Source organism: Micromonospora cynarisoli (assembly GCF_030518815.1).
Classification (GTDB): domain Bacteria; phylum Actinomycetota; class Actinomycetes; order Mycobacteriales; family Micromonosporaceae; genus Micromonospora; species Micromonospora wenchangensis.
The window spans coordinates 7420722-7439455 of sequence record NZ_CP130426.1 but is presented as its reverse complement, the minus strand read 5'-3'; the positions used below and the strand labels follow the sequence as shown (position 1 = coordinate 7439455).

Sequence of the window (18734 nt, the reverse complement as noted above, 5' to 3'; positions counted from 1 at the left end):
GGCACCTCCACCCGCGTCGCCCTGGGCGATGCCTGACCTGAGGAACCTGGCAATGCAGTACCCCGGCGCCCATTCGTTGACGTTCCAAGGAAAACGATCCGAAACCGCCCCTATGACGTGGGGTCAACGCGCCATCTGGAAGGCCATTCGCTGGCTCGGTGACGATGCTCACTACTTCAACATCCGCCGTATCGCGAAGATCCCGGCCGGTATCTCCACCGAACAGGTCGAGACTGTGCTCAGCGCATTCGTCTCACGTCACGAAGTGCTGCGTACCCGATTTCACGACGAGGGCGACGGGCCCGTCCAGGAGGTCTGGGCCGAGGGCGCGCTGTCCCTGAAGGTGACGGACGCAGCATCCGGCTCCGCCGATGACGTTGCGGTCGAGCTGGCACGGGAGTTGGTGGGCCTGACCTTTCGCCACGCCGAGGAATGGCCCTTCCGATGCGCGCTCGTCCTACAGGACGGACGTCCAGCCGTCGCCGTCCTGGTGTTCTCGCACCTGGCTGTCGATTTCTGGGGCGTACGCGAGCTGGAGCGCGATCTGCAGCAGCTGCTCGACGGCAGCGGGCCGCCGGAACCGCAGTGGCAGCCGCTCGACCAGGCACGCTTTGAGGCGGAGGGTCCTGGTGCCGCCCGCGGTGCGGCCGCAGCGGAGTACTGGCGTCGAACGCTGCACACCGTGCCACCGACGCTGTTTCGTACGGCCACCGGCGAGAGTGGACCCGAGCGCTTCGTCCGGCTGGCGATGGACTCCCCCGCCGTCGCGGTCGCCACGACCGTGCTTGCCGAACGATGCCAGGTCAGCACCGGCACCGTGCTGTTGGCCGCCACGGCGGCCGTACTCGGTGCCTACACCGGGCACGACACCGTGGCGCTGCAGCTCATCGCGGTCAACCGGCATGACGAGCGCAGCCGTCGGCTCGTGGCACCCATGGTGGAGAACGCGCTGTTCGCAATGAACGTCGACGACGACACCTTTGAACAGACGGTACGCCGGACCTTCCTGACCGGAATGAACGCCTACCGTCATGCCCAGTACGACCCGTCGGCCGTCGACGAGATTCTCGACGAGGCGCGCGAACGCAGCCACGGCGCACTCAACCTTGGTTGCTTTTTCAACGACAAACGTATGCACGACCGTTGGGAAAACCTACCGCACACCGATGAGGGCCCGGACGGACTGCGTGCGCTCCTCTGCCGCACCACGGTCACCTTCGTGGGTTCGTGGGAGCGCCAGGACGCCACCTTCTTCCTGCACACCGGATACGCGCCCGACACCTGCCTGCTCTATCTGATGGCCGACACCGAACTGATCCCGCGCCACGACATCGACCTCCTGCTGCGCGCCTTCGAGATTCTCCTGGTCGACAGCGCCACCGGCACTCTCGACCTGGCGGGCTTCCGCTCGACGCGTGCGACGACCAGTACCGAGAAGAAGCTTGGAGAGATCGCCCGATGACCACTAACGCCACCATCTGGGACGACGAGGTCGCCCTCGCCGTCACGCGGCTCACCGCAGCGGCCGAGGACGAGTACTACAACCCCTACCAGACTTTCGAGTGGCCCGAGAGCATCCCCGAGAGCGCGCTGTGGATGAGCGAGGATCTGGTGACGGTGTACGGCACCGCAGCCGCCGCGGAGTTGGACCGCGAGCAGTATCTCGCCCTGTCGAAGTGGGAGAGCATCAACTTCTACAGCCTCAACGTGCATGGGATCCGCGAGCTGATGCAAGAGGTGGTACAGCGGATCCACACCCCCGGTTTCGAAATTCCCACCCCGTTCTTCCATCACTTCCTGGGCGAAGAAAACGAGCACATGTGGTTCTTCGCCGAGTTCTGCCTCCGCTACGGCGGAAAGCTGTTCACCAACCGGTCCATGGCTTTCCCCCAGGAGCAGCACTCCGCTCTGCTGGACAACTTCATCGTGTTCAGCCGGATCCTGATCTTCGAACAGATCGTCGATCACTTCAACAGCAGGATGGCTGCCGACGCCGCCCTCCCGGAGACCATTCGCGCCATCAACCGGGTGCACCACCAGGACGAGTCCCGGCACATCGCCTTCGGTGCTCAACTGGTACGTGCCTTGTGGGTGCGACTGCGTGCGGACGGCGACAACAAGGAGATCGCCGTGGCCCGTCAGTACGTGGGGAAGTACATCGCGAGTTCGCTGCAACAGCTCTACAGCGTGGATGCCTACCGCAACGCGGGAATCCCCGATCCGTTCGCCTTCCGCAGCCGTGTCCTCGCCGACCCTTCCCGCAGCGCCGCCCACGACGCAGTCACGGCCCGTACCGACGCGTTTTACCGTCGGATCGGCCTGTTCGACCAGGCCGCAGCCTGAGCGACTCCGCCGCTCCCTGTCCCGCCCACCTCAACAGGAGCAGGTCACCCATGGCACCGCGCACACCACCCGCCGCCCCGGCCGGAGAACTCACCCTCCTGAACCCCGGCCCCGGCCTGGTCGTCCTCGAACCACAGCGAGCCGCACTCCTGCTCGAACTCGACGCCCTGTTCACCGACATGGCCGACGAACTCGGCGCCTCCCCAGTGGTCGGGCCGCCACTTCTGCCCGCGGAGGGCCTGGCCCGGCTCGACTACTTCCGCAACTTCCCGCACCTCGGCGTGACCGCCGCCCGCTTTCCGGACGGTGCGGTCGAGGCACTGGCGTCCGGGGGCCCGGTGGCGGAGCAGCCGGTTCGACCCACCGGCTACCTGCTGCCGTCGGCCACCTGCTACGGCCTGCTGCTCTCGTTGCAAAGCCAGGACGTCGGCCCGGGACTGAGGCTGACCTCGATCGGCCGCTGCTTCCGCAACGAGGACCACTACGACGGTCTGCGCCGCCTCTGGGGCTTCCATATGCGCGAGATCGTCTACTTCGGCACCGCCGAGGGAGCCCGCGAACACCTGGCCCGCTCGAAGGAGCTGCTGGAGACTCTGGCCGGCCGACTCGGCATCGAACTGTCGTACCAGCCCGCGAGCGACCCGTTCTACGACAGGAGCGGCTCGCGGGCCAAACTGATGGCCCTCGACCCCGTCAAGTATGAGTTCGTCGCCTCCGACGGCACCGCCATCGCGTCGGTGAACAGGCACCGCAACTTCTTCGGCGAACGGCTCGGTATCACCAGCGCCGGCGCTGTCGCACACAGCAGCTGCACTGCTTTCGGTGTCGAACGCTGGATACACGCGATGTTGCAGGCGCACGGCACGCCACAGAAGGCGCTACGGCAGGTCCATGATGTTCGTGGCTGACCTTCCCGATGTTCCGGCTGCGAGGGTGACGGCGGCGGCGGAGCGGGGGGCGCGAGCCCTCGGAGTCGAATTTCCACTCATCCAGGCAGGCATGGGCGGCATCGCCGGACCGGCGCTCGCGGCAGCGGTCAGCGACAGCGGCGCGCTCGGCACCGTCGCCCTCTACAAGAGCAACCCGGAGCAGAGCGCCGCGCTCGTGGTCGACACTGCCGCGCGCACGAGACACACCTTCGCGGTGAACGTGATCCCCGAGGTCGCCGGACGGCTGCTCACCGATCAGGTGGGCGCGCTGCTCGCCAATGCGGACCGGCCACTTCTTCTGAACAGCTACGGCCTGCTCCCCGAGCCGGAGGCGGCACGGGTGCTGGCCGCCGGACACCGCCTGCTGATCCAGGTGGGCACCGCCGCCGACGCCTCGGTCGCGGCCGGACTGGGCGCACACGGCGTGGTGCTCCAGGGCATCGAGGCCGGCGGCCACCACCTCGGGACACTGGGCACACGCGAACTGCTCGCCCAGTACGACCAGGAGCCCGCGGCGTTCGTCGCCGGCGCGATAACCACCGGCACCGACCTGCTCGGTGCCCTCCGGGCCGGTGCGTCCGGCGCGCTGTGCGGCACCGCGTTCGTGGTCACTGCCGAGTCGGCCGCGCACCCCTCCTACAAGGCGGCACTCCTGCAGGCCGGCCCCGAGGACACCGTCGTTACCGACCGCTTCTCGATCGGCTGGCCGGGACGTGCGCACCGGGTGCTGCGCAGCCCCGTCACCGACGCGCCGCAGCCGCTGCCCGCGACGCTGATCGCCTGGACCAGCGTGATGGGTGAACGCCGACCAGTCCCGCGAGGTTCCGCCGCCGCACCCACGGAGGAGGCCGAGGGCCACGTCGAGCAGCTGGCCCGGTACGCGGGCCTCGGGTGCGCCGCACTCCGGACGGTACAGCCGGCCGCAGCCTACGTCGCCGGTTTCCGCGCGGAGTTCACCGCGGCCCTCGCCGCCCTACGCGGAGACGGGACGGCCGCGGCTGTCCCGGTCCCGACCGGGAGGTCGCGATGACCGGATCGCCGCTGCACGCGGCGCTGGAGCAGCCCACCGGCGCACGCCGCGAGTCCTTTCCCGGCCGTGCCGGGACGTCGACCGGGTCCCCATCCCGTGCGTGCGACAACCCGCCGCACCGCACGGCCCACGCGGGCTGGCCAACCATCGCAGCGAACCGGAACAGAGCGCACTGACCACCGTCCGCGGCGGCGCTGCGCCCCGAAGCGGCGTGCCGACGGCCAGCCCTGCGGAGAAGGTCCAGCGGCGTCGACCAGTGGCCACTGACCATCACCCCGGCCGGGGAAGTGAGCCGCCGCCGCTGGTGACCGAACTCCGGCTCCTCGGATCCGTCATCCCACCGTTCGACAAACAACATGGAGCAGTCGTGAAGCGGATCGCCGAATGGATCCAGACCAAGAACCCCGAACTCGACCGCGAGCCCAGCCCGACGGAGGACCTGATCGAGGCCCGGCTCATCGACTCCCTGGACTTCCTGGAGTTCATCTACCTGCTCGAAGACCTCTCCGGAAGGCCCATCGACCTGCAAGAGGTGAGCGTCGACGATTTCCGCACCCTGGAACGTATCGAGCACCGCTTCCTGCGTCCCGATGCCGGACCCACGTCGTGACTGTCGCCCCGGCGGACCCGGTCGTCAGGTTCGGCAGTTGCGACGCGGAGCACCGGTGGCGGCCGACCGGGTTGGCGCGGCTGCCAGCCCTCCGCGATCCACACGCCGAGCGATTGCTGCGGGGCATGGATGAGCTACAGGCCGTCCTCTGCCGCCCCGATGACGTGCTACTCACTCACTACCAGCCGCCCGCGGCCTTCGGCGAGGTGATGCGCGCCGCAGGTTTCGGTGCACGGCACCTGCCGGTTCCCGGCGATCTGGCGCTCCCCGTCGAGGAGCGCCTGGCTGTCGTCGGCCTGCCGGGATTCACCGGCGCGAGACCCGAACCGTATGCGGTGCTGCCGGGGACGGCCGCTGCGGTCAGAAGCCTCGGACTGGACGCGGCGCTGCCCGACCTGGACGCCGTCCGGCGGGTCAACTCCAAGACCTGGTCGACGCGGCTGGGGTTACCAGGCTCCGGACGGGTTGTCACCTCGCTACAGGAACTGCGCGAGGCGGCGGTCTTGCCGTGCGTGGTCAAAGACCCCTACGGAGTGTCCGGGCAGGGCAATGTCATCCTCGACTCACCCGCGAGACTCGCGTTGGTCGAACGCAGCCTGCGTCGGCGACCTGCGGACATGATCGAGTTGGTGGTCCAGCCGCTGTACGAACGGTCCGACGACTTCGCCGCGCATCTGACGATCGACCCGGAAGGGGAACTGGTGTGGCACGGCGTCCGCCAGATCCTCAACGTCGGTCACTCCTACCGGGGTTCGTCGTCTCCGACGCCGCAGTTGATGCAGCGGCTCGACCGTGCGGAGTACCGCGCATGCGTGGAGGCGGTGGCCCGGGCCGCAGCGGCGGAGGGCTACCGCGGGCCGTTGTCCGTCGACTCGATGACGACCGCGTCGGGGGAGCTGGTCCCGGTGCTGGAGGTCAACGCCCGCCTCTCGCCCGGGATGATCGCCCAGCAGTTGGGCGTGCGGTTGCGTCTGGCGTTCGTCCGGATCGGCGGCGACGACTACTTCGAGCGACTGGTCCACCTGCTGGACGATGCGGGACGGCTCGCGACCAGTGGCCGTGACGGCATCCTTCCGCTGGCGGCCAGCACACTGGTTCCTCCTCGCGGTTGGCTCTTCTACGCTGTCTTCGGCGAGGCAGACGCGGAACTCGGGAAGATCACCGAGAGACTGTCCGGGCATTGAACGACACCTGTAGGCAGCACCTCGTTGTGGAGCGCAGAGAGCAGACGGGCATGGCTGAAACACGCTACGACAGCCAGGCAGCCGCCGACTATCAGGCGGCTCGGGAGGTCCCACGGGAGGGCCTGGAGGCATGGCGTTCCGCAGTGTCCGCAGCGGCGGGTCTCGCACCTGGCATGACGGTGCTCGACGTGGGTGCGGGGACCGGAGCGTTCGCGAGCACATTCCACGCCTGGTTTGGAGTCCGGGTGCTGGCCGTCGAGCCGGCCGCAGCGATGCGGGCGCTGATTCCTGCGTCTGAGGAGATCCGGGCGCTCGACGGAAGGGCGGAGTCGCTGCCGGTCCCGGACGGCTGCGCGGACGCGGCATGGCTCGGCTCCGTGATCCACCATCTGGACGATCTGGAGGCATCGGCCCGCGAACTACGCCGGGCACTCAAACCAGGCGCTCCGGTGCTCATTCGCAACTCCTTCCCCGGCCGCTGCGACCGGGACCTGCGGGTGCGGTTCTTCCCCGAGACAGCGGAGCTGGTCGACACCTACCCCACCGTCGACCGGGTCTGCGCGGCCTTCGCCACGGCAGGCTTCGCCCAGGTCTCGCTCCGCCCGCTGCCGCAACGCAGCGCACCCACCCTGACCGCCTACGCCGACGGGCTCCGCCGCGCTGCGGACTCCAAGCTCCGCGCCCTCCCCGACGACGTCTACGCCCGCGGCCTCGCCCGACTCCGTGCCGCCGCCGAGGCTGACCCCACCGAACCTGCCACCAGTTGGATGGACCTCCTCGTCCTGGCCTGACCTCGTCGCCGGCCGGGAGACCCACGCCGCCGGCTCGGTACTGCTGCAGGACGCGGCGACCTACGGCTGTGACGGGGTGCCTCCCGCGCCGTTCCTGTCGTGGACCCCCGACCGGCGACATCGGGCGGTGGGCGGAGAGTTCTGTGCGGGTCCAGAGACGTACGACGATCCTGTTCGACGGGACCACGGCCGGGTCGGCAGCGCGCCGGTCAGGATGCGCAATCGATGGCGGTGGGGGTCGCCCCGCAGCCCGGGTGGCCTGACCGACACCATGGACGGTCATCGACTCGCCGTGTCCCGGCTCCTGCCGCCAACCGGGCTGCCCCGCGCGATCGCGTACCAGATCGTCATGGTGGCCGTCGGCAGTGGCACGTTCCTCAGCGGCGGCGTCGTGTTCTTCACCGAGGTGCCCCGGCCTCACCTGGTGCAGATCGGGACCGGCCCCTCGATCGCCGGGGTGGTCACCTCGCTGCCGCTGGACATGGTGGCCGACCGGCCCGGCGGGCAGTGGTCCTGGGCGGTCGGCTCGCTGTGCGCCACGGTGACGCCTGCCGCCAACACCCGCCTGTGACGCCCTTCGCCCCAACGCCCTGGTCGGCGCTCACACCGGTCAGCTCTGCGGGGGCGGTCCCGGGAACCAGCCGGCCCGACCAAGCGCACCCGGCAGGCTGGTCTTGCCGAGCTGAGCACCGATCCATGCCGCCGTCTCGGTGACACCGCGGGGGTCGAGACCGGTCGAGTGCCCGGAGCGGTCCAGCGCGTAGAGCAGGTCCTCGGTCGCGACGTTGCCGGTCGCAGCGGGGGCGAACGGGCAGCCGCCGATGCCTCCGACGCTCGCGTCGAGCACGGTGACACCGGCCTCGACCGCCGCGAGGGCGTTGGCGATGCCGGTGTTGCGGGTGTCGTGGAAGTGGGCGCGCAGCGGCACGCCCGGAGCCGCCGTGATCGCCGCCGCGACCAGTTCCCGAACCTGCACGGGTACCCCCACCCCGATCGTGTCGGCCAACGCGATCTCGTCGGGTCCGCTGGCGGCGAGCCGACGGACGAGGTCACCGATGGCTGCCGGGGCGACATCTCCCTCGAAGGGGCAGCCGAACGCGGCGGCCACCGTCACGCTGGCCCGTAGGCCGGCCGTGTGGGCGGCCTCGGCGATGTCGGACCAGGCCCGGACCATCGCGTCGACGGAGGTGCCCTGGTTGCGTCGGCTGAAGGTCTCCGTCGCCACGACGACGCAGTTGACCTCGTCGACCCCGGTTGCCAGCGCCCGGTCCAGCCCACGCCGGTTGAGCACCAGGCCGATGTACGACACGTCGCTGCGCCGGGGCACCCCGGCCATGACGGCTTCCGCGTCGGCCATCTGGGGTACCCGGTCCGGCCGGACGAACGACACCGCCTCGACACGTCGGGCGCCGGCGTCGACGCACCGCCGGATCAACTCGATCTTGCTCGACGTCGGCAGGATCTCGGACTCGTTCTGCAGGCCGTCCCGAGGGGACACCTCCACCACGTTCACCATCATGTGTATACAATCTCAGGCCGTCGGGGTAGGCGGCAAGGAGAACTGCCGCACACCGCTCACATCACGGAGGCACGAGTGACGAATGCCGCAGAGGATGCCTACGAGGCATTGCGGGGGGCGATTCTCAGTGGCGCGATCCGCCCTCGGGAACGGCTCGGCGAGGTGGAGTTGTCCCGGCAGTTCGGGGTGAGCAGGACCCCGATCCGTGAGGCCCTGCGCCGGCTCACCGCAGAGGGTCTCGTCGTCTTCCAGCCCAATCGGGGGGCCCGGGTCGCCGAGTGGTCGCTCAGCGACCTCCAGGAGACCTACGAGATCCGGGCCCGGCTGGAGAGCTACGGCGCCGCCCTCGCCGCCCAGCGCATCGACCCCGAGCACCTGCCACGGCTGAGCCTGCTCTGTGACCAGATGGAACAGCGGGCGCAACGGATGAGCCCGCAGGACCTGGACGAGATCGCCACCCTCAACTCCGAACTGCACGCCATCGTCATCGGCGCCGCCGCCAGCCAGCGGCTTACCTCGTTGCTGTCAGCGGTCGTGGAGGTGCCGCTGATCGTCCGGGCCTTCCGCCTCTACACCCCGGACGCGCTGGCCCGCAGCATGGCGCACCACCGCGACCTCGTCGCGGCGTTGAAGGCCCGCGACGCCGAGTGGGCGTCGAGCACGATGCGGGCCCACGTCCTGGCTGCGCGCCGGGTCCTGCTGGACGCCATGGTGAACAGTCCCGATCTCTGAGCGGGGCGACCGGCCCGCGCCGGGGAGCAACCGTCAGCTCCCCGGCGCGCCCGGCTTGATGCAGGCCACCTCGCGGCCGACGTCGATCGGGGTCAGCCTGACCTCAGTCTGTACACAACGGTCCTCACCTACCGGACACCGTCCGTACAGCACGCAGCCCTGCACGAGCTGGGTCGGGCTCAGCGGGTCACCGACCAGTCGGGCCGGCGGCAGCTCCTGGTCGGGGTCGACGGGCAGCGCCGCGGCCAGCAGCGCCCGGGTGTACGGGTGCTGGGGGTCGGCGAACACCCGCTCGGAGGGGCCGGTCTCCACGACCCGTCCCCGGTACATCACGGCGATCCGGTCGCTGACGTACCGGACCGTGTGGATGTCGTGGGAGATGAACAGGTAACCCATGCCCAGCTCCGCCTGCAGGTCGGCGAGGAGTTGCAGGATCTGGGCGCGCACCGAGAGGTCGAGCGAGGAGGTGGGCTCGTCCAGCACGATCAGGGACGGTTCGGTCACGATGGCCCGCGCGATGCCCACCCGCTGCTGCTGTCCACCGCTGAGTTCGCCGGGGTACCGCCGGGCCATGTCCGGCGAGAGGCCGACCTGTTCGATCACCCGGGCGACCCGGTCACGACGCTCCTGCACCGGGGTCCTGGGCCGGTGGATGGCGAGGGGCTCACCGACGATGTCGCCCACCCGCATGCGGGGGTTCAGCGACTCGAACGGCTCCTGGAAGATGATCTGGAGCCTCGCGCGCATCTTCCGCAGTTCGGCGGCGGGCAGCGCCAGCACGTCGGTGCCCTCGAAGTGGACCTGCCCCCGGGTCGGTTCGATCAGCCGCAGTGCCAGCCGGCCCAGCGTCGACTTGCCGGATCCGCTCTCCCCGATGATCGCGAGGGTCTCCCCGGCGTCCACCGTCAACGACACCTCGTCGAGCGCGTAGACCGTGGTGGCGCCGCCCAGATGGAACTCCTTGCTGACCTTCGCCAACTCCAGCAGGCTCACCGTACGGCCTCCTTCTCCTGCGGCAGGTGGCAGCGGTACGTGTGACCGGACGCCGTCGTGACCGGCTCGGGGACCACCCGGGTGCACGGCTCGAAGGCGTGCGGGCAGCGTGCCTGGAAGGGGCACCCGGCCGGGTAGTCGACCAGGTCCGGCAGCCGCCCGGTGAGGTGCACCAAGGGCTGGCCCGGTCGGGGAATGGCCCGGATCAGCGCCCGGGTGTACGGGTGGCCGGGCGTGCCCAGCACCTCCCGGACGGTGCCGTGCTCGATCACCTGGCCGGCGTACATCACCACCACCCGGTCGCAGTACTGGGCGACCACGCCGAGATCGTGGGTGACCAACAGCATGGAACGCTCGTGTTCCTTCACCATCGCGCGGATCAGGTCCAGGATCTGCCGCTGCACGGTCAGGTCGAGGCCGGTGGTCGGCTCGTCGGCGATGACGAAGGTCGGGTTGAGCAACATGGCCATCGCGATGACGACCCGCTGGGCCATGCCGCCGCTGAGCTGGTGGGCGTATCCGTCGAGCACCCGGTCCGGGCCGGCGATGCCGACGTCGGCCAGCGCGGCGCGGGCCCGGTCGTGGGCCTCGCCCTCGGACCTGACGCCGTGCGCCGCCATGATCTTGGCGAACTGCCGCCGGATCCGCATCACCGGGTTGAGGGCGCTGAACGGGTTCTGCGCGATGAAGCCGATCTCCTTGCCCCGCAGCCGGCGTAACTCGGCGCCGCTGAGTGCGAGCAGGTCGACGCCGTTGAAGCGGGCGGTGCCGTCGACCACCCGCCCCGGCGGGCGCACCAGTCCGAGGATCGACCGGATGGTCACCGACTTGCCGCACCCGCTCTCGCCCACCACACCGACGATCTCCGCCCGGTCGACGTGGAAGTCGACGCCGTTGACCGCGTGCACCAGGCCGGCCGGGGTGTCGAACCGGGTGGTCAGCCCGCTCACCTCCAGCAGGTGGCGACCCCCGGGGTGGTCGGGGTCCGGCGCGGCGGGCCGGGTACGCGACCGGCGCAGTGCGTGCAGGGCGCTCATCGTTGCCTCGCCCGGCCGAACGAGTCCTGCAACTCGTCGCTGATGGCGTTGAAGCACAGCACGGTCAGGAAGATGGCCAGTCCCGGGAACACCGAGACCCACCACTGGCCGGTGGTCATGTTCTGCGCTCCTGTCTGGATCATGGCACCCCAACTGGCGTCGGCGGCGTTGATGCCGATGCCCAGGAAGGAGAGCGAGGCGATCACCACGATCGAGTGCGCCACCGCCAGGGACGCCTGGGCGAGGATGATGCCGGTCATGTTCGGCAGGACGTGCCGGAACATGACCCGGGGCCCGCTCGCGCCGATGGCGTGCGCCGCCTCGATGTAGCGGCTCTCCCGGATGGTGAGGCCCTCGCTGCGGACCAGTCGGACGAACCGGGGGACGTTGATAATGGCGATGGCGACCACGACGTTCTCGATGTTGTTGCCCATCAGCGCGACCAGGGCGATGGCCAGGATCAGCAGCGGGAAGGCCTGGAACACGTCGAGCGCGCGGACGACGCGCTCACCCCAGGGGCCCCGGTGCAGGGCGGCCAGGCCGAGCAGGACGCCGATCACCAGGGAGATCAGCATGCCGGCGAGGGCCAGCGGGATGTCCACGCCCGCCGAGGCGACGAGCCGGCTGAACACGTCGAGGCCGAACTTGTCGGTGCCCATCCAGTGCTCGCCGTCGGGTGCCGCGAGGGTCTCGGGCACCGGCACGGCCGGGTCGTGGGGCAGCGGCGCGACGTAGGCGGCCGCCAGCATGGCGGTCAGGATGCCGGAGGGTATCCACAGCCGTAGTCGCCGGCCGCTCCTGCGCCGTCGCGCCGTCGCCGGTGCGACGACCGTGGTGGGGTCTGCGGTCAGGGTCTCAGTCATAACGCACCCTCGGATCGAGCGCCGCGACCAGGATGTCCAGTGCGGTGAAGGCCAGCAGGGTCCCGAGGCCGGCGGCCAGGATGAAGCCCTGCACGGCCGGCATGTCGAGCTGGAGGATGGAGTCGATCGCCCACTCCCCGAAGCCGCCCCACGAGAAGATGGTCTCGATGATGGCCGCGCCGCCGAGCAGCGCGGCGAGCAGGATGCCGCCGTAGGTCAGGATCGGGGTCCGCGCCTGGCGGAAGGCGTAGGCGAGGACGGTCCGCTCGGACAGGCCGCAGGCCCGCGCGAACTCGACCTGTTTGGACTCCAGCGCCGGCACCAGTGAGGCGTACGTGCTGCGGGCGAAGTACGCCGAGTAGTAGATCCCGAGTGTGAGCACCGGCAGCATCGAGTGCGCCAGCGCCGACCGGAAGATCGCCATGTCGCCGGCGAGCAGCGAGTCGAGCAGCAGGGCCCCGGTCACGGTCGGCGGTGGTTCGTCCATCAGGCCGAGCCGGCCCACCGGTGCCGGTGCCCACCCGGCCAGGTAGAAGCAGAGGTAGATGAGCAGCAGGGCCAGGAAGAAGTCGGGGATCGACTGGAACGTGGTGATGACGAACCGGGAGGTCCGGTCGGCCATGGTGCCCTTGTAGTAGGCGCCCAGCGTGCCGAGCCCCACGCCGAGGAGCGCGGCGACGGTCAGGGAGAGCAGGACCAGTTCGAGCGTGGCCGGGGCGAACCGCAGGATCTCCGAGAGGATCGGCCGGTCGGTGTAGTACGACGAACCGAGGTCGCCCCGGAGCAGGCCGCCGAGGTAGTCGACGAACCGCTCCCACATCGGCCGGTCCAGGCCGAGCCGCCGCTCGATCTCGGCCAGTTCCTCCGGTGAGGCGGCCGGCCCGGCGATGACCCCGACCGGATTGCCCGGCAGCGCGTTGACCAGTAGGAACGCCAGCGCGATGACGGAGAGCAGCCCCAGCGGCAGGAACAGCACCCGCCGTCGCGCGTAGCCGAGGACCCGCATCACACACCTCCGGGCGAGCCGAGCAGCAGCGTCGCCTCGTCGAGGTCGACGATGTCGGCGTACTTCGCGCCGAGGTCGAACAACGCGGCCTGGTGCGGGCGTGGGTCCCGGTCCAGGCACGCGTCGGCGACGACGAGCGGGACGAACCCGTGCTGCAACGCGTCCACCACGCTGGCCCGTACGCAGCCGCTGGTCGAGCAGCCGCCGATGAGCAGGGCGTCGACCCCGAGCACCCGCAGGGTGCTGGCCAGGCTGGTGCCGAAGAACGCGCTGGCGTACTGCTTGGTCACGACCGTCTCGCCGGTGGCCGGGGCCAGTCGGGGCGGCGCGGCGGCGAATGCGCCGCCGCGCTCGAAGACCCTCAGTGCGGGCACCTTCCGCACGAACAGGCCGCCGTCCTGACTGCCGGGGGCGAGTTCGACGCGGGTGTGGATCACGGGTACGCCGGTGCGCCGGGCGGTGTCCAGGAGGGTGGCGCAGGCCCGCAGGGCCGGCGGGTCCTGGTCGCCGGCGAACAGCGGCGACGCCGGGTCGAGGTAGGCCTGCACGAAGTCGACCAGGAGTAGTGCCCGGCGTAATCCGCGGCCGAGGTCCGCGCCGAAGCCGGCCCTGCGGTAGTCCACCTGAAGGTCATTCACCGTGTCCGCCCCTAGATCACGCCGCTGGTGCGCAGCTCGTCGATCTCCGCCGTCGTCAGGCCGACGACGGCGGCCAGGATCTCGTCGGTGTGCTCGCCGAGCTGCGGCCCGGTCCACTTGACCCGCCCCGGGGTGGTCGACAGCCGCGGTACGACGTTCTGCATGGGGAACTCGCCGAACTCGGGGTGCGCGACCCGGATGATCGCCTCGCGGGCGGCGAAGTGTTCGTCGCGTAGCATCTCCGGGGCCCGGTAGACCCGGCCCACCGGCACGTCGTGCGTCACCATCACCGCCATCAGCTGCTCGGTGTCGTGCTGCTCAGACCATTTCGCGATGATGCCGTCCAGCTCGGCCTGGTGGTGGCCCCGGGCGGCGTGGGTGGCGAAGCGCGGGTCGGTGCCCAGCTCCGTCATCTCCATGGCCGTCGCCAGCCGCCGGAACACGGTGTCCTGGTTGGCGGCGATGAGCACCAGCCCGTCGTCGCGGGTCGGATAGACGTTGGAGGGGGCGATGTTGGGCAGGATGGCACCGGTGCGCTCACGTACGTGACCGGCCAGGGCGTACTCGGGAAGCAGCGACTCCATCATCGCCAGCACCGCCTCGTAGATGGCGGAGTCGACGACCTGACCGTGGCCGGTCCGGTCACGCACCCGCAGCGCCAGCAGCGCGCCCAGCGCGGCGAAGGTGCCGGCCAGCGAGTCGCCGAGGCTGATGCCGACCCGGCTCGGTGGGGTGCGGGGGTCGCCGACGACGTACCGCAGGCCACCCATCGCCTCTCCGACCGAGCCGTAGCCGGGTCGCGCGGAGTAGGGGCCGTCCTGCCCGAAGCCGGAGACCTGGACCATGACCAGGCCGGGATTGTCCGCCGAGAGCTGCTCGTAGCCGAGTCCCCAGCGCTGCATCGTGCCGGGGCGGAAGTTCTCGACCACCACGTCGCACCGGGCGATCAACCGCCGGGCGACGGCCTGCCCCTCGGGTGTCCGCAGGTCGACGGTGACCGACTTCTTGTTGCGCGCCACGATCGGCCACCAGAGCGACTTGCCGTGCGGCTTCTCCTGACCCCAGTCGCGCATCGGGTCGCCCTGGCGCGGTGGCTCGCACTTGATCACTTCGGCACCGAAGTCGGCTAGCAGCTGGCCGCAGAAGGGGCCGGCGAGCAGGGAGCCGAACTCGACCACGCGCACGCCGTGAAGCGGTCCGTCGGGGTGCAAATCGCTGGACATGAACACCTCTCATAGCAACCGCCGAGTGGTTGTTGTATACAACAACTCAATCCCACTCGCTGTCAACAACGGTTTTTCCTAGTCGTGAACACAAGGGGGTACACAGTCGGACATTCGTGCATACAGAACAGTCGGGATCAGCCTGCGGCGATCACGACCTCCCGCCCAGTCGCCGGCCGAGCAGTCGCCCGAACGCCAGCGCCGGGGTCACCGCCATCCCGCCACAGAACGCGGCCCCGCTGGTGGCCCCCATCCCGAGGGCCTCCCCGACGGCGAACAACCCGGGCACCACACCGCCACCGGCCCGCCGGACCCGCAGGCCGGTGTCGACGTCCAACCCGCCGAAGCTGCACAGCAGCGCGGCCACCGACCGCACCGCGTAGAAGGGCGGTCGGCCGATCCGGTGGTCGAGGGCCCGCCGCCCCCACGGATCCTCGCCCCGGTCGACCGCCAGGTTGTACTCCCGCACCGTGCGCGTCAGCCCCTCCGGGCCGATCCCCGCCCGGCGGGCGAGACCCACGAGGTCGTCGGCGACCCAGGCGGTGTCCCCCGAGGCCGCCTCGGCCCGAAACCGCTCGGCGTCCCACGCGGGCACCAACGGCGCGCCCGCCACCACGCCGGCCTCGTCGCCGACGATCCAGAACTCGGCCCCGCGCTGCTCCTGCACGGCCCGCTCGTGGCGCGTGACGTCGTCGAGGTCCTCGGCGACGAACCGTTCCCCGGCCGCGTTCACCCATATCTCCCGGGGTGGACGCTCCGCCGGCGCGAGGCTCGCCAGCTCCGACCAGAAGTCCACCCGACCCGGCTGCGAGCGGCGTTCGAGCAGGCCGAGGCGGGGAGTGTGCAGGTCACCGAAGCGAACCTGGGCCCCCAGCGGCACCGCCATGTCGATCGCGGCACCCGTCGAGGTCGGGACCGCGTTGGTCACCAGGCGTGGTCCGCCCGGCGTCAGCGCGGCGAACAGGCCGGGATTGGCCCCGTAGCCGCCCGAGGCGAGGACCGTGACGCCCGCGCGCAGTTCCCGGGGCCCCTCGGGGGTGCGCACGACGGCACCGGTGACCGCCCCGCCCTCGCTGGTCAGGCATTCGGCGCGGCAACGCAGCCGCAGCCGGATCGTCCCCCGGGCGACCTGCTCGTCGAGCATGGGCCGCAGCGTCTCGCGGATCGACCGCCCGTGCCCGACCCCCCAGTACGTCCGGGGCCGGGAGTACGGCGAGTGCCCGTGGTAGACCACCGGCGTGCCGGGGGCGAACGGGAAGCCGTTGTCGTCCAACCAGTCGACGACCCCGGCGGCCTCGTCGACGGCGAGCCGGATGAGGGCAAGGTCGCCCTGCTGGTGTCCGATGCGCAGCACGTCGGCGTAGTGCCGGTCCGGGTCGTCGTCGATGCCCGCCCGCCGCTGCCGGCGGGTACCCGCAGCGCTCAGGTGCCCCGCCGACACCCGCAGCGTGCCGCCGATGTCGGCGTCCGCCTCGATCAGTTCGACCCGCAGCCCGGCCCGGGCGGCCTCGACCGCGCAGGGCAGGCCGGCGGTGCCGGCCCCGATGACCAGCACGTCGGCGTCCTCAGCCACGATGCCCCTCCGGGATCCCCGACGGCCGCCGGGGCGCTGGCCCCGGGCCGGTGACGAAGGACGACACCACCGAGGCGAACTCCTCCGGCACCCGCCACGGCAGCTGACCGGTGGTGTCGGTGAGCCGGACGGCCTTCGCGTCGGGACGGATCGTCAGCGCGAGCGCGTCGCAGTGGGCGAGCATGTCCCGTCCGGCGGTCAGCAGCAGCACCGGGCAGGGCAGGGTCCGCAACGGCTCCACCGGGTCGTACCCGAAGGCGGCCCGGTACGACCAGTTGTACCGGTCGAAGACCGACGCGATGTTCGCCACGGCGAGGTTGACCAGTTCCGGGGGACGTTCCCACAGCTGCGCGTACCGCGTCCAGAGGTGCCTCAGGTGACCACCGTCCGGATCGATCGGCCTGTCCGGTGCCCAGGAGGCACCCAGCTCCTCCCGTTCGGCCCGGTCGAGGACGAGTCCGGACAGGACCGCGTGGGTGACCCGACCGGGTGCCGCGAGGTGGGCGACCGCCAGAGCCAGGGAGGCGCCGGTGTGCTGACCGACGACGGCGAACGTCTCGATGCCCAACGAGTCGATCGCCCGCAGCAGCAGACGGGCGTAGCCGGGGATGTCCAGGGGGTGCGGGGGCGGGTCGGAGAGCCCGTAGCCGGGGGTGTCGAAGGCGTGGGCGCGCAGCGACCGACCGAGGGCGGGCATGGCCGGGGCGAAGACGTTGGAGGCCTGCGGCGACTCGTGGAACAGCACCACCGCGGGCCCCTGGACGCCGCTGGCCCGGTAGTGGATCTGCGCACCCTCAGGGCCGACGTATCCGCGCATGTCACGTCCCTCCTGGCTGGTCGGTCGGTGCGCCGGGTGACGGTCCGGGCCCGCCGGTCGACGGTGGCGCTGGCCGCTTGCGGGTGGCCCGCCGCTTCGGGACCGTGCTGCTCCCACCGGGATCGCCGGTGCCCACCGGGCCGGTCGGCTCGGGTGCAGCGGTTTCAGCCGGCGGGTCCGGCAGCTCGGCCGCGCTGGTGGCTGACGGTCGGTGCTCACCCGGGGCGGTGTGCCGGAAGAGATCCGTCGGTACGGCGGGTCGGCCGATGACGGTCGAGGTGAGCGACCCGCCGGTTGCCGTGACGGCCTGCCGGGCGCTCTCGGCCGCCGCCGTCACCGAGGCGATGTCACCGATGAACGACACCGTGACAAGACCGCCACCGATTCGACGCACGCCGATCACTGTCACTTCGGCAGCCTTCGTCATCGCGTCGACAGCGACGATCGCGACGGCCAGTCCCTGCGTCTCGACGACGCCGAGGGCACCCGCATCCCAGAGGTCCACGTCAGTCCTTTACGTAGTTGACCCATGTGTCGGTCTCCAGCCGGTCGACGATCGCGACGATGGTGGAGTCCACGGGCGCCTGGGTGGGTTGCCGATCGGCCAGCCGCGCGGCTCCACCGGTGGCGATGAGGACGACCTCTCCCCGACCGGCACCGACCGTGTCGACCGCGACGAACGGCTCCGCAGCGGGCGTCTCCCCCAGGGGCACGACGACGAGCAGCTTGGCTCCGGTCAGCGCGTCGGCCTTGACGGTGCTGACGACCGATCCGATCACCCGGGCGATGCGCACTCCGGATCACCTCGTTTCACTAGCGTCGTTTGGACCAGGGCTTGGTGTCGAAGGCCTGCCGGACGGCGTCCCGCGCCGAGTCGACCTCCGAGTGCAGGCCCGAGACCCACAGCCGGCCGAACTGACCGACCCCCCGGACATCCACGATCTTGATGTCCGCCGATTTCTCCACCTCGTTGCCGACGGCCGAGATGTAGGCCGCCGGCTCGCACTCGACGACGAGCATCGACTCACCGGCCACCAGCAGCGAACCCTTGCGGGAACGGTTCACCAGCTGCGCCTGGTAGGCGTCGATGTTGGAGATCATCTTGGCCGACACCAGTTCCGCCGGTCGCGCGTCCGCCTCGGTCATCGTGAGCAGGTCGAGGATGGTCCGGCCGGCCTGGTGGACCGCGTCCTGCGACACCGAGTGCAGTTCCGTCATCCCGTACTGCCGCTCGACGACCTGGGAACCGGGACGGACACCGGCGGCCTTGACGGCGGCGTCCACCAGCGCGTAGACGTCACTGCCCGGGGAGATCTCCAGATAGAGCTGGGACATCCCCTCGACGACGGGGTCCCCCGACATCACGCTACCGAGCAGGGCCGCCATCTGCGGTTGCAGCCGGTCCACGAACGCGTACGTCCGCAGTTCAACATTGCTGTGCGGCAT

At 70.5% G+C, this 18734-nt stretch carries 21 protein-coding genes; 9 read left to right on the top strand and 12 right to left on the bottom strand.

Features of this window, described 5'->3' with window-relative positions:
- The first annotated feature begins 52 nt into the window (after positions 1-52).
- The 8 genes from Q2K16_RS32640 to Q2K16_RS32605 all read left to right on the top strand — a co-directional run bounded on the left by Q2K16_RS32640 (position 53) and on the right by Q2K16_RS32605 (position 7458).
- Complete coding sequence (locus tag Q2K16_RS32640) at positions 53-1462, top strand: condensation domain-containing protein (RefSeq protein WP_302742557.1); 1410 nt, start codon at positions 53-55, stop codon at positions 1460-1462.
- Positions 1459-2343 (top strand): diiron oxygenase, encoded by an 885-nt coding sequence (locus Q2K16_RS32635; protein WP_302742555.1) that lies wholly within the window; start codon positions 1459-1461, stop codon positions 2341-2343. The genes Q2K16_RS32640 and Q2K16_RS32635 overlap by 4 nt, the downstream gene beginning before the upstream one ends.
- 50 nt (positions 2344-2393) lie before the next feature.
- Complete coding sequence (locus tag Q2K16_RS32630) at positions 2394-3251, top strand: aminoacyl--tRNA ligase-related protein (RefSeq protein WP_302742553.1); 858 nt, start codon at positions 2394-2396, stop codon at positions 3249-3251.
- Complete coding sequence (locus Q2K16_RS32625; protein ID WP_368052532.1) at positions 3235-4302, top strand: NAD(P)H-dependent flavin oxidoreductase; 1068 nt, start codon at positions 3235-3237, stop codon at positions 4300-4302. Before Q2K16_RS32630 ends, Q2K16_RS32625 begins: the two co-directional genes overlap by 17 nt.
- A 100-nt stretch (positions 4303-4402) precedes the next feature.
- The gene (locus tag Q2K16_RS32620) at positions 4403-4912 is read left to right on the top strand and encodes an acyl carrier protein (protein ID WP_302742552.1); all 510 of its coding nucleotides are present in this window, start codon (positions 4403-4405) and stop codon (positions 4910-4912) included.
- A 125-nt stretch (positions 4913-5037) separates the two neighbouring features.
- Positions 5038-6096 carry an ATP-grasp domain-containing protein gene (locus tag Q2K16_RS32615; protein WP_302742550.1) on the top strand — a complete coding sequence of 353 codons (1059 nt, stop codon included), beginning with the start codon at positions 5038-5040 and terminating at the stop codon, positions 6094-6096.
- A 50-nt stretch (positions 6097-6146) separates the two neighbouring features.
- A complete protein-coding gene (locus tag Q2K16_RS32610) occupies positions 6147-6887 on the top strand; it encodes a class I SAM-dependent methyltransferase (RefSeq protein WP_302742548.1) in 741 nt (246 codons plus the stop codon).
- Between the two features lie 271 nt (positions 6888-7158).
- Entirely contained in the window at positions 7159-7458 is a 300-nt protein-coding gene (locus Q2K16_RS32605) for a hypothetical protein (RefSeq protein ID WP_302742547.1), read from the top strand.
- Between the two features lie 39 nt (positions 7459-7497).
- Here Q2K16_RS32605 and Q2K16_RS32600 read toward each other — a convergent pair whose 3' ends face one another.
- Positions 7498-8406 (bottom strand): hydroxymethylglutaryl-CoA lyase, encoded by a 909-nt coding sequence (locus tag Q2K16_RS32600; RefSeq protein WP_302742545.1) that lies wholly within the window; start codon positions 8404-8406, stop codon positions 7498-7500.
- A gap of 75 nt (positions 8407-8481) precedes the next feature.
- On the opposite strand from Q2K16_RS32600, the gene Q2K16_RS32595 reads away from it, so the two are divergent.
- Entirely contained in the window at positions 8482-9138 is a 657-nt protein-coding gene (locus tag Q2K16_RS32595; RefSeq protein ID WP_145919069.1) for a GntR family transcriptional regulator, read from the top strand.
- A 33-nt stretch (positions 9139-9171) separates the two neighbouring features.
- Here Q2K16_RS32595 and Q2K16_RS32590 read toward each other — a convergent pair whose 3' ends face one another.
- The 11 genes from Q2K16_RS32590 to Q2K16_RS32540 all read right to left on the bottom strand — a co-directional run bounded on the left by Q2K16_RS32590 (position 9172) and on the right by Q2K16_RS32540 (position 18734).
- Positions 9172-10131, bottom strand: coding sequence for an ABC transporter ATP-binding protein (locus Q2K16_RS32590; protein ID WP_302742544.1), 960 nt, complete (start codon positions 10129-10131; stop codon positions 9172-9174).
- The gene (locus tag Q2K16_RS32585; protein ID WP_302742543.1) at positions 10128-11168 is read right to left on the bottom strand and encodes an ABC transporter ATP-binding protein; all 1041 of its coding nucleotides are present in this window, start codon (positions 11166-11168) and stop codon (positions 10128-10130) included. The genes Q2K16_RS32590 and Q2K16_RS32585 overlap by 4 nt, the downstream gene beginning before the upstream one ends.
- The gene (locus Q2K16_RS32580) at positions 11165-12031 is read right to left on the bottom strand and encodes an ABC transporter permease (protein WP_302742542.1); all 867 of its coding nucleotides are present in this window, start codon (positions 12029-12031) and stop codon (positions 11165-11167) included. The genes Q2K16_RS32585 and Q2K16_RS32580 overlap by 4 nt, the downstream gene beginning before the upstream one ends.
- Positions 12024-13037, bottom strand: a complete 1014-nt coding sequence (locus tag Q2K16_RS32575; protein ID WP_302742540.1) for an ABC transporter permease — start codon at positions 13035-13037, stop codon at positions 12024-12026. The genes Q2K16_RS32580 and Q2K16_RS32575 overlap by 8 nt, the downstream gene beginning before the upstream one ends.
- A complete protein-coding gene (locus Q2K16_RS32570) occupies positions 13037-13675 on the bottom strand; it encodes an isochorismatase family protein (RefSeq protein ID WP_302742538.1) in 639 nt (212 codons plus the stop codon). The genes Q2K16_RS32575 and Q2K16_RS32570 overlap by 1 nt, the downstream gene beginning before the upstream one ends.
- A gap of 11 nt (positions 13676-13686) precedes the next feature.
- Complete coding sequence (locus Q2K16_RS32565; protein ID WP_302742537.1) at positions 13687-14859, bottom strand: CaiB/BaiF CoA transferase family protein; 1173 nt, start codon at positions 14857-14859, stop codon at positions 13687-13689.
- A 190-nt stretch (positions 14860-15049) separates the two neighbouring features.
- Positions 15050-16471, bottom strand: a complete 1422-nt coding sequence (locus Q2K16_RS32560; protein WP_302742535.1) for an FAD-dependent oxidoreductase — start codon at positions 16469-16471, stop codon at positions 15050-15052.
- Entirely contained in the window at positions 16464-17288 is an 825-nt protein-coding gene (locus tag Q2K16_RS32555) for an alpha/beta fold hydrolase (RefSeq protein ID WP_302742533.1), read from the bottom strand. Before Q2K16_RS32555 ends, Q2K16_RS32560 begins: the two co-directional genes overlap by 8 nt.
- 1 nt (position 17289) lies before the next feature.
- Entirely contained in the window at positions 17290-17793 is a 504-nt protein-coding gene (locus Q2K16_RS33325; RefSeq protein ID WP_302742531.1) for a BMC domain-containing protein, read from the bottom strand.
- A 1-nt stretch (position 17794) separates the two neighbouring features.
- A complete protein-coding gene (locus Q2K16_RS32545) occupies positions 17795-18082 on the bottom strand; it encodes a EutN/CcmL family microcompartment protein (RefSeq protein WP_145919059.1) in 288 nt (95 codons plus the stop codon).
- A gap of 19 nt (positions 18083-18101) precedes the next feature.
- A complete protein-coding gene (locus Q2K16_RS32540; RefSeq protein WP_302742527.1) occupies positions 18102-18734 on the bottom strand; it encodes a hypothetical protein in 633 nt (210 codons plus the stop codon).

Coding starts and splice junctions, on each gene's coding strand:
- Q2K16_RS32640 (WP_302742557.1), top strand. CDS start 53: ATGCAGTACCCCGGCGCCCATTCGTTGACGTTCCAAGGAAAACGATCC.
- Q2K16_RS32635 (WP_302742555.1), top strand. CDS start 1,459: ATGACCACTAACGCCACCATCTGGGACGACGAGGTCGCCCTCGCCGTC.
- Q2K16_RS32630 (WP_302742553.1), top strand. CDS start 2,394: ATGGCACCGCGCACACCACCCGCCGCCCCGGCCGGAGAACTCACCCTC.
- Q2K16_RS32625 (WP_368052532.1), top strand. CDS start 3,235: ATGATGTTCGTGGCTGACCTTCCCGATGTTCCGGCTGCGAGGGTGACG.
- Q2K16_RS32615 (WP_302742550.1), top strand. CDS start 5,038: ATGGATGAGCTACAGGCCGTCCTCTGCCGCCCCGATGACGTGCTACTC.
- Q2K16_RS32610 (WP_302742548.1), top strand. CDS start 6,147: ATGGCTGAAACACGCTACGACAGCCAGGCAGCCGCCGACTATCAGGCG.
- Q2K16_RS32605 (WP_302742547.1), top strand. CDS start 7,159: ATGGACGGTCATCGACTCGCCGTGTCCCGGCTCCTGCCGCCAACCGGG.
- Q2K16_RS32600 (WP_302742545.1), bottom strand. CDS start 8,406: ATGATGGTGAACGTGGTGGAGGTGTCCCCTCGGGACGGCCTGCAGAAC.
- Q2K16_RS32585 (WP_302742543.1), bottom strand. CDS start 11,168: ATGAGCGCCCTGCACGCACTGCGCCGGTCGCGTACCCGGCCCGCCGCG.
- Q2K16_RS32580 (WP_302742542.1), bottom strand. CDS start 12,031: ATGACTGAGACCCTGACCGCAGACCCCACCACGGTCGTCGCACCGGCG.
- Q2K16_RS32575 (WP_302742540.1), bottom strand. CDS start 13,037: ATGCGGGTCCTCGGCTACGCGCGACGGCGGGTGCTGTTCCTGCCGCTG.
- Q2K16_RS32555 (WP_302742533.1), bottom strand. CDS start 17,288: ATGCGCGGATACGTCGGCCCTGAGGGTGCGCAGATCCACTACCGGGCC.
- Q2K16_RS32540 (WP_302742527.1), bottom strand. CDS start 18,734: ATGCCGCACAGCAATGTTGAACTGCGGACGTACGCGTTCGTGGACCGG.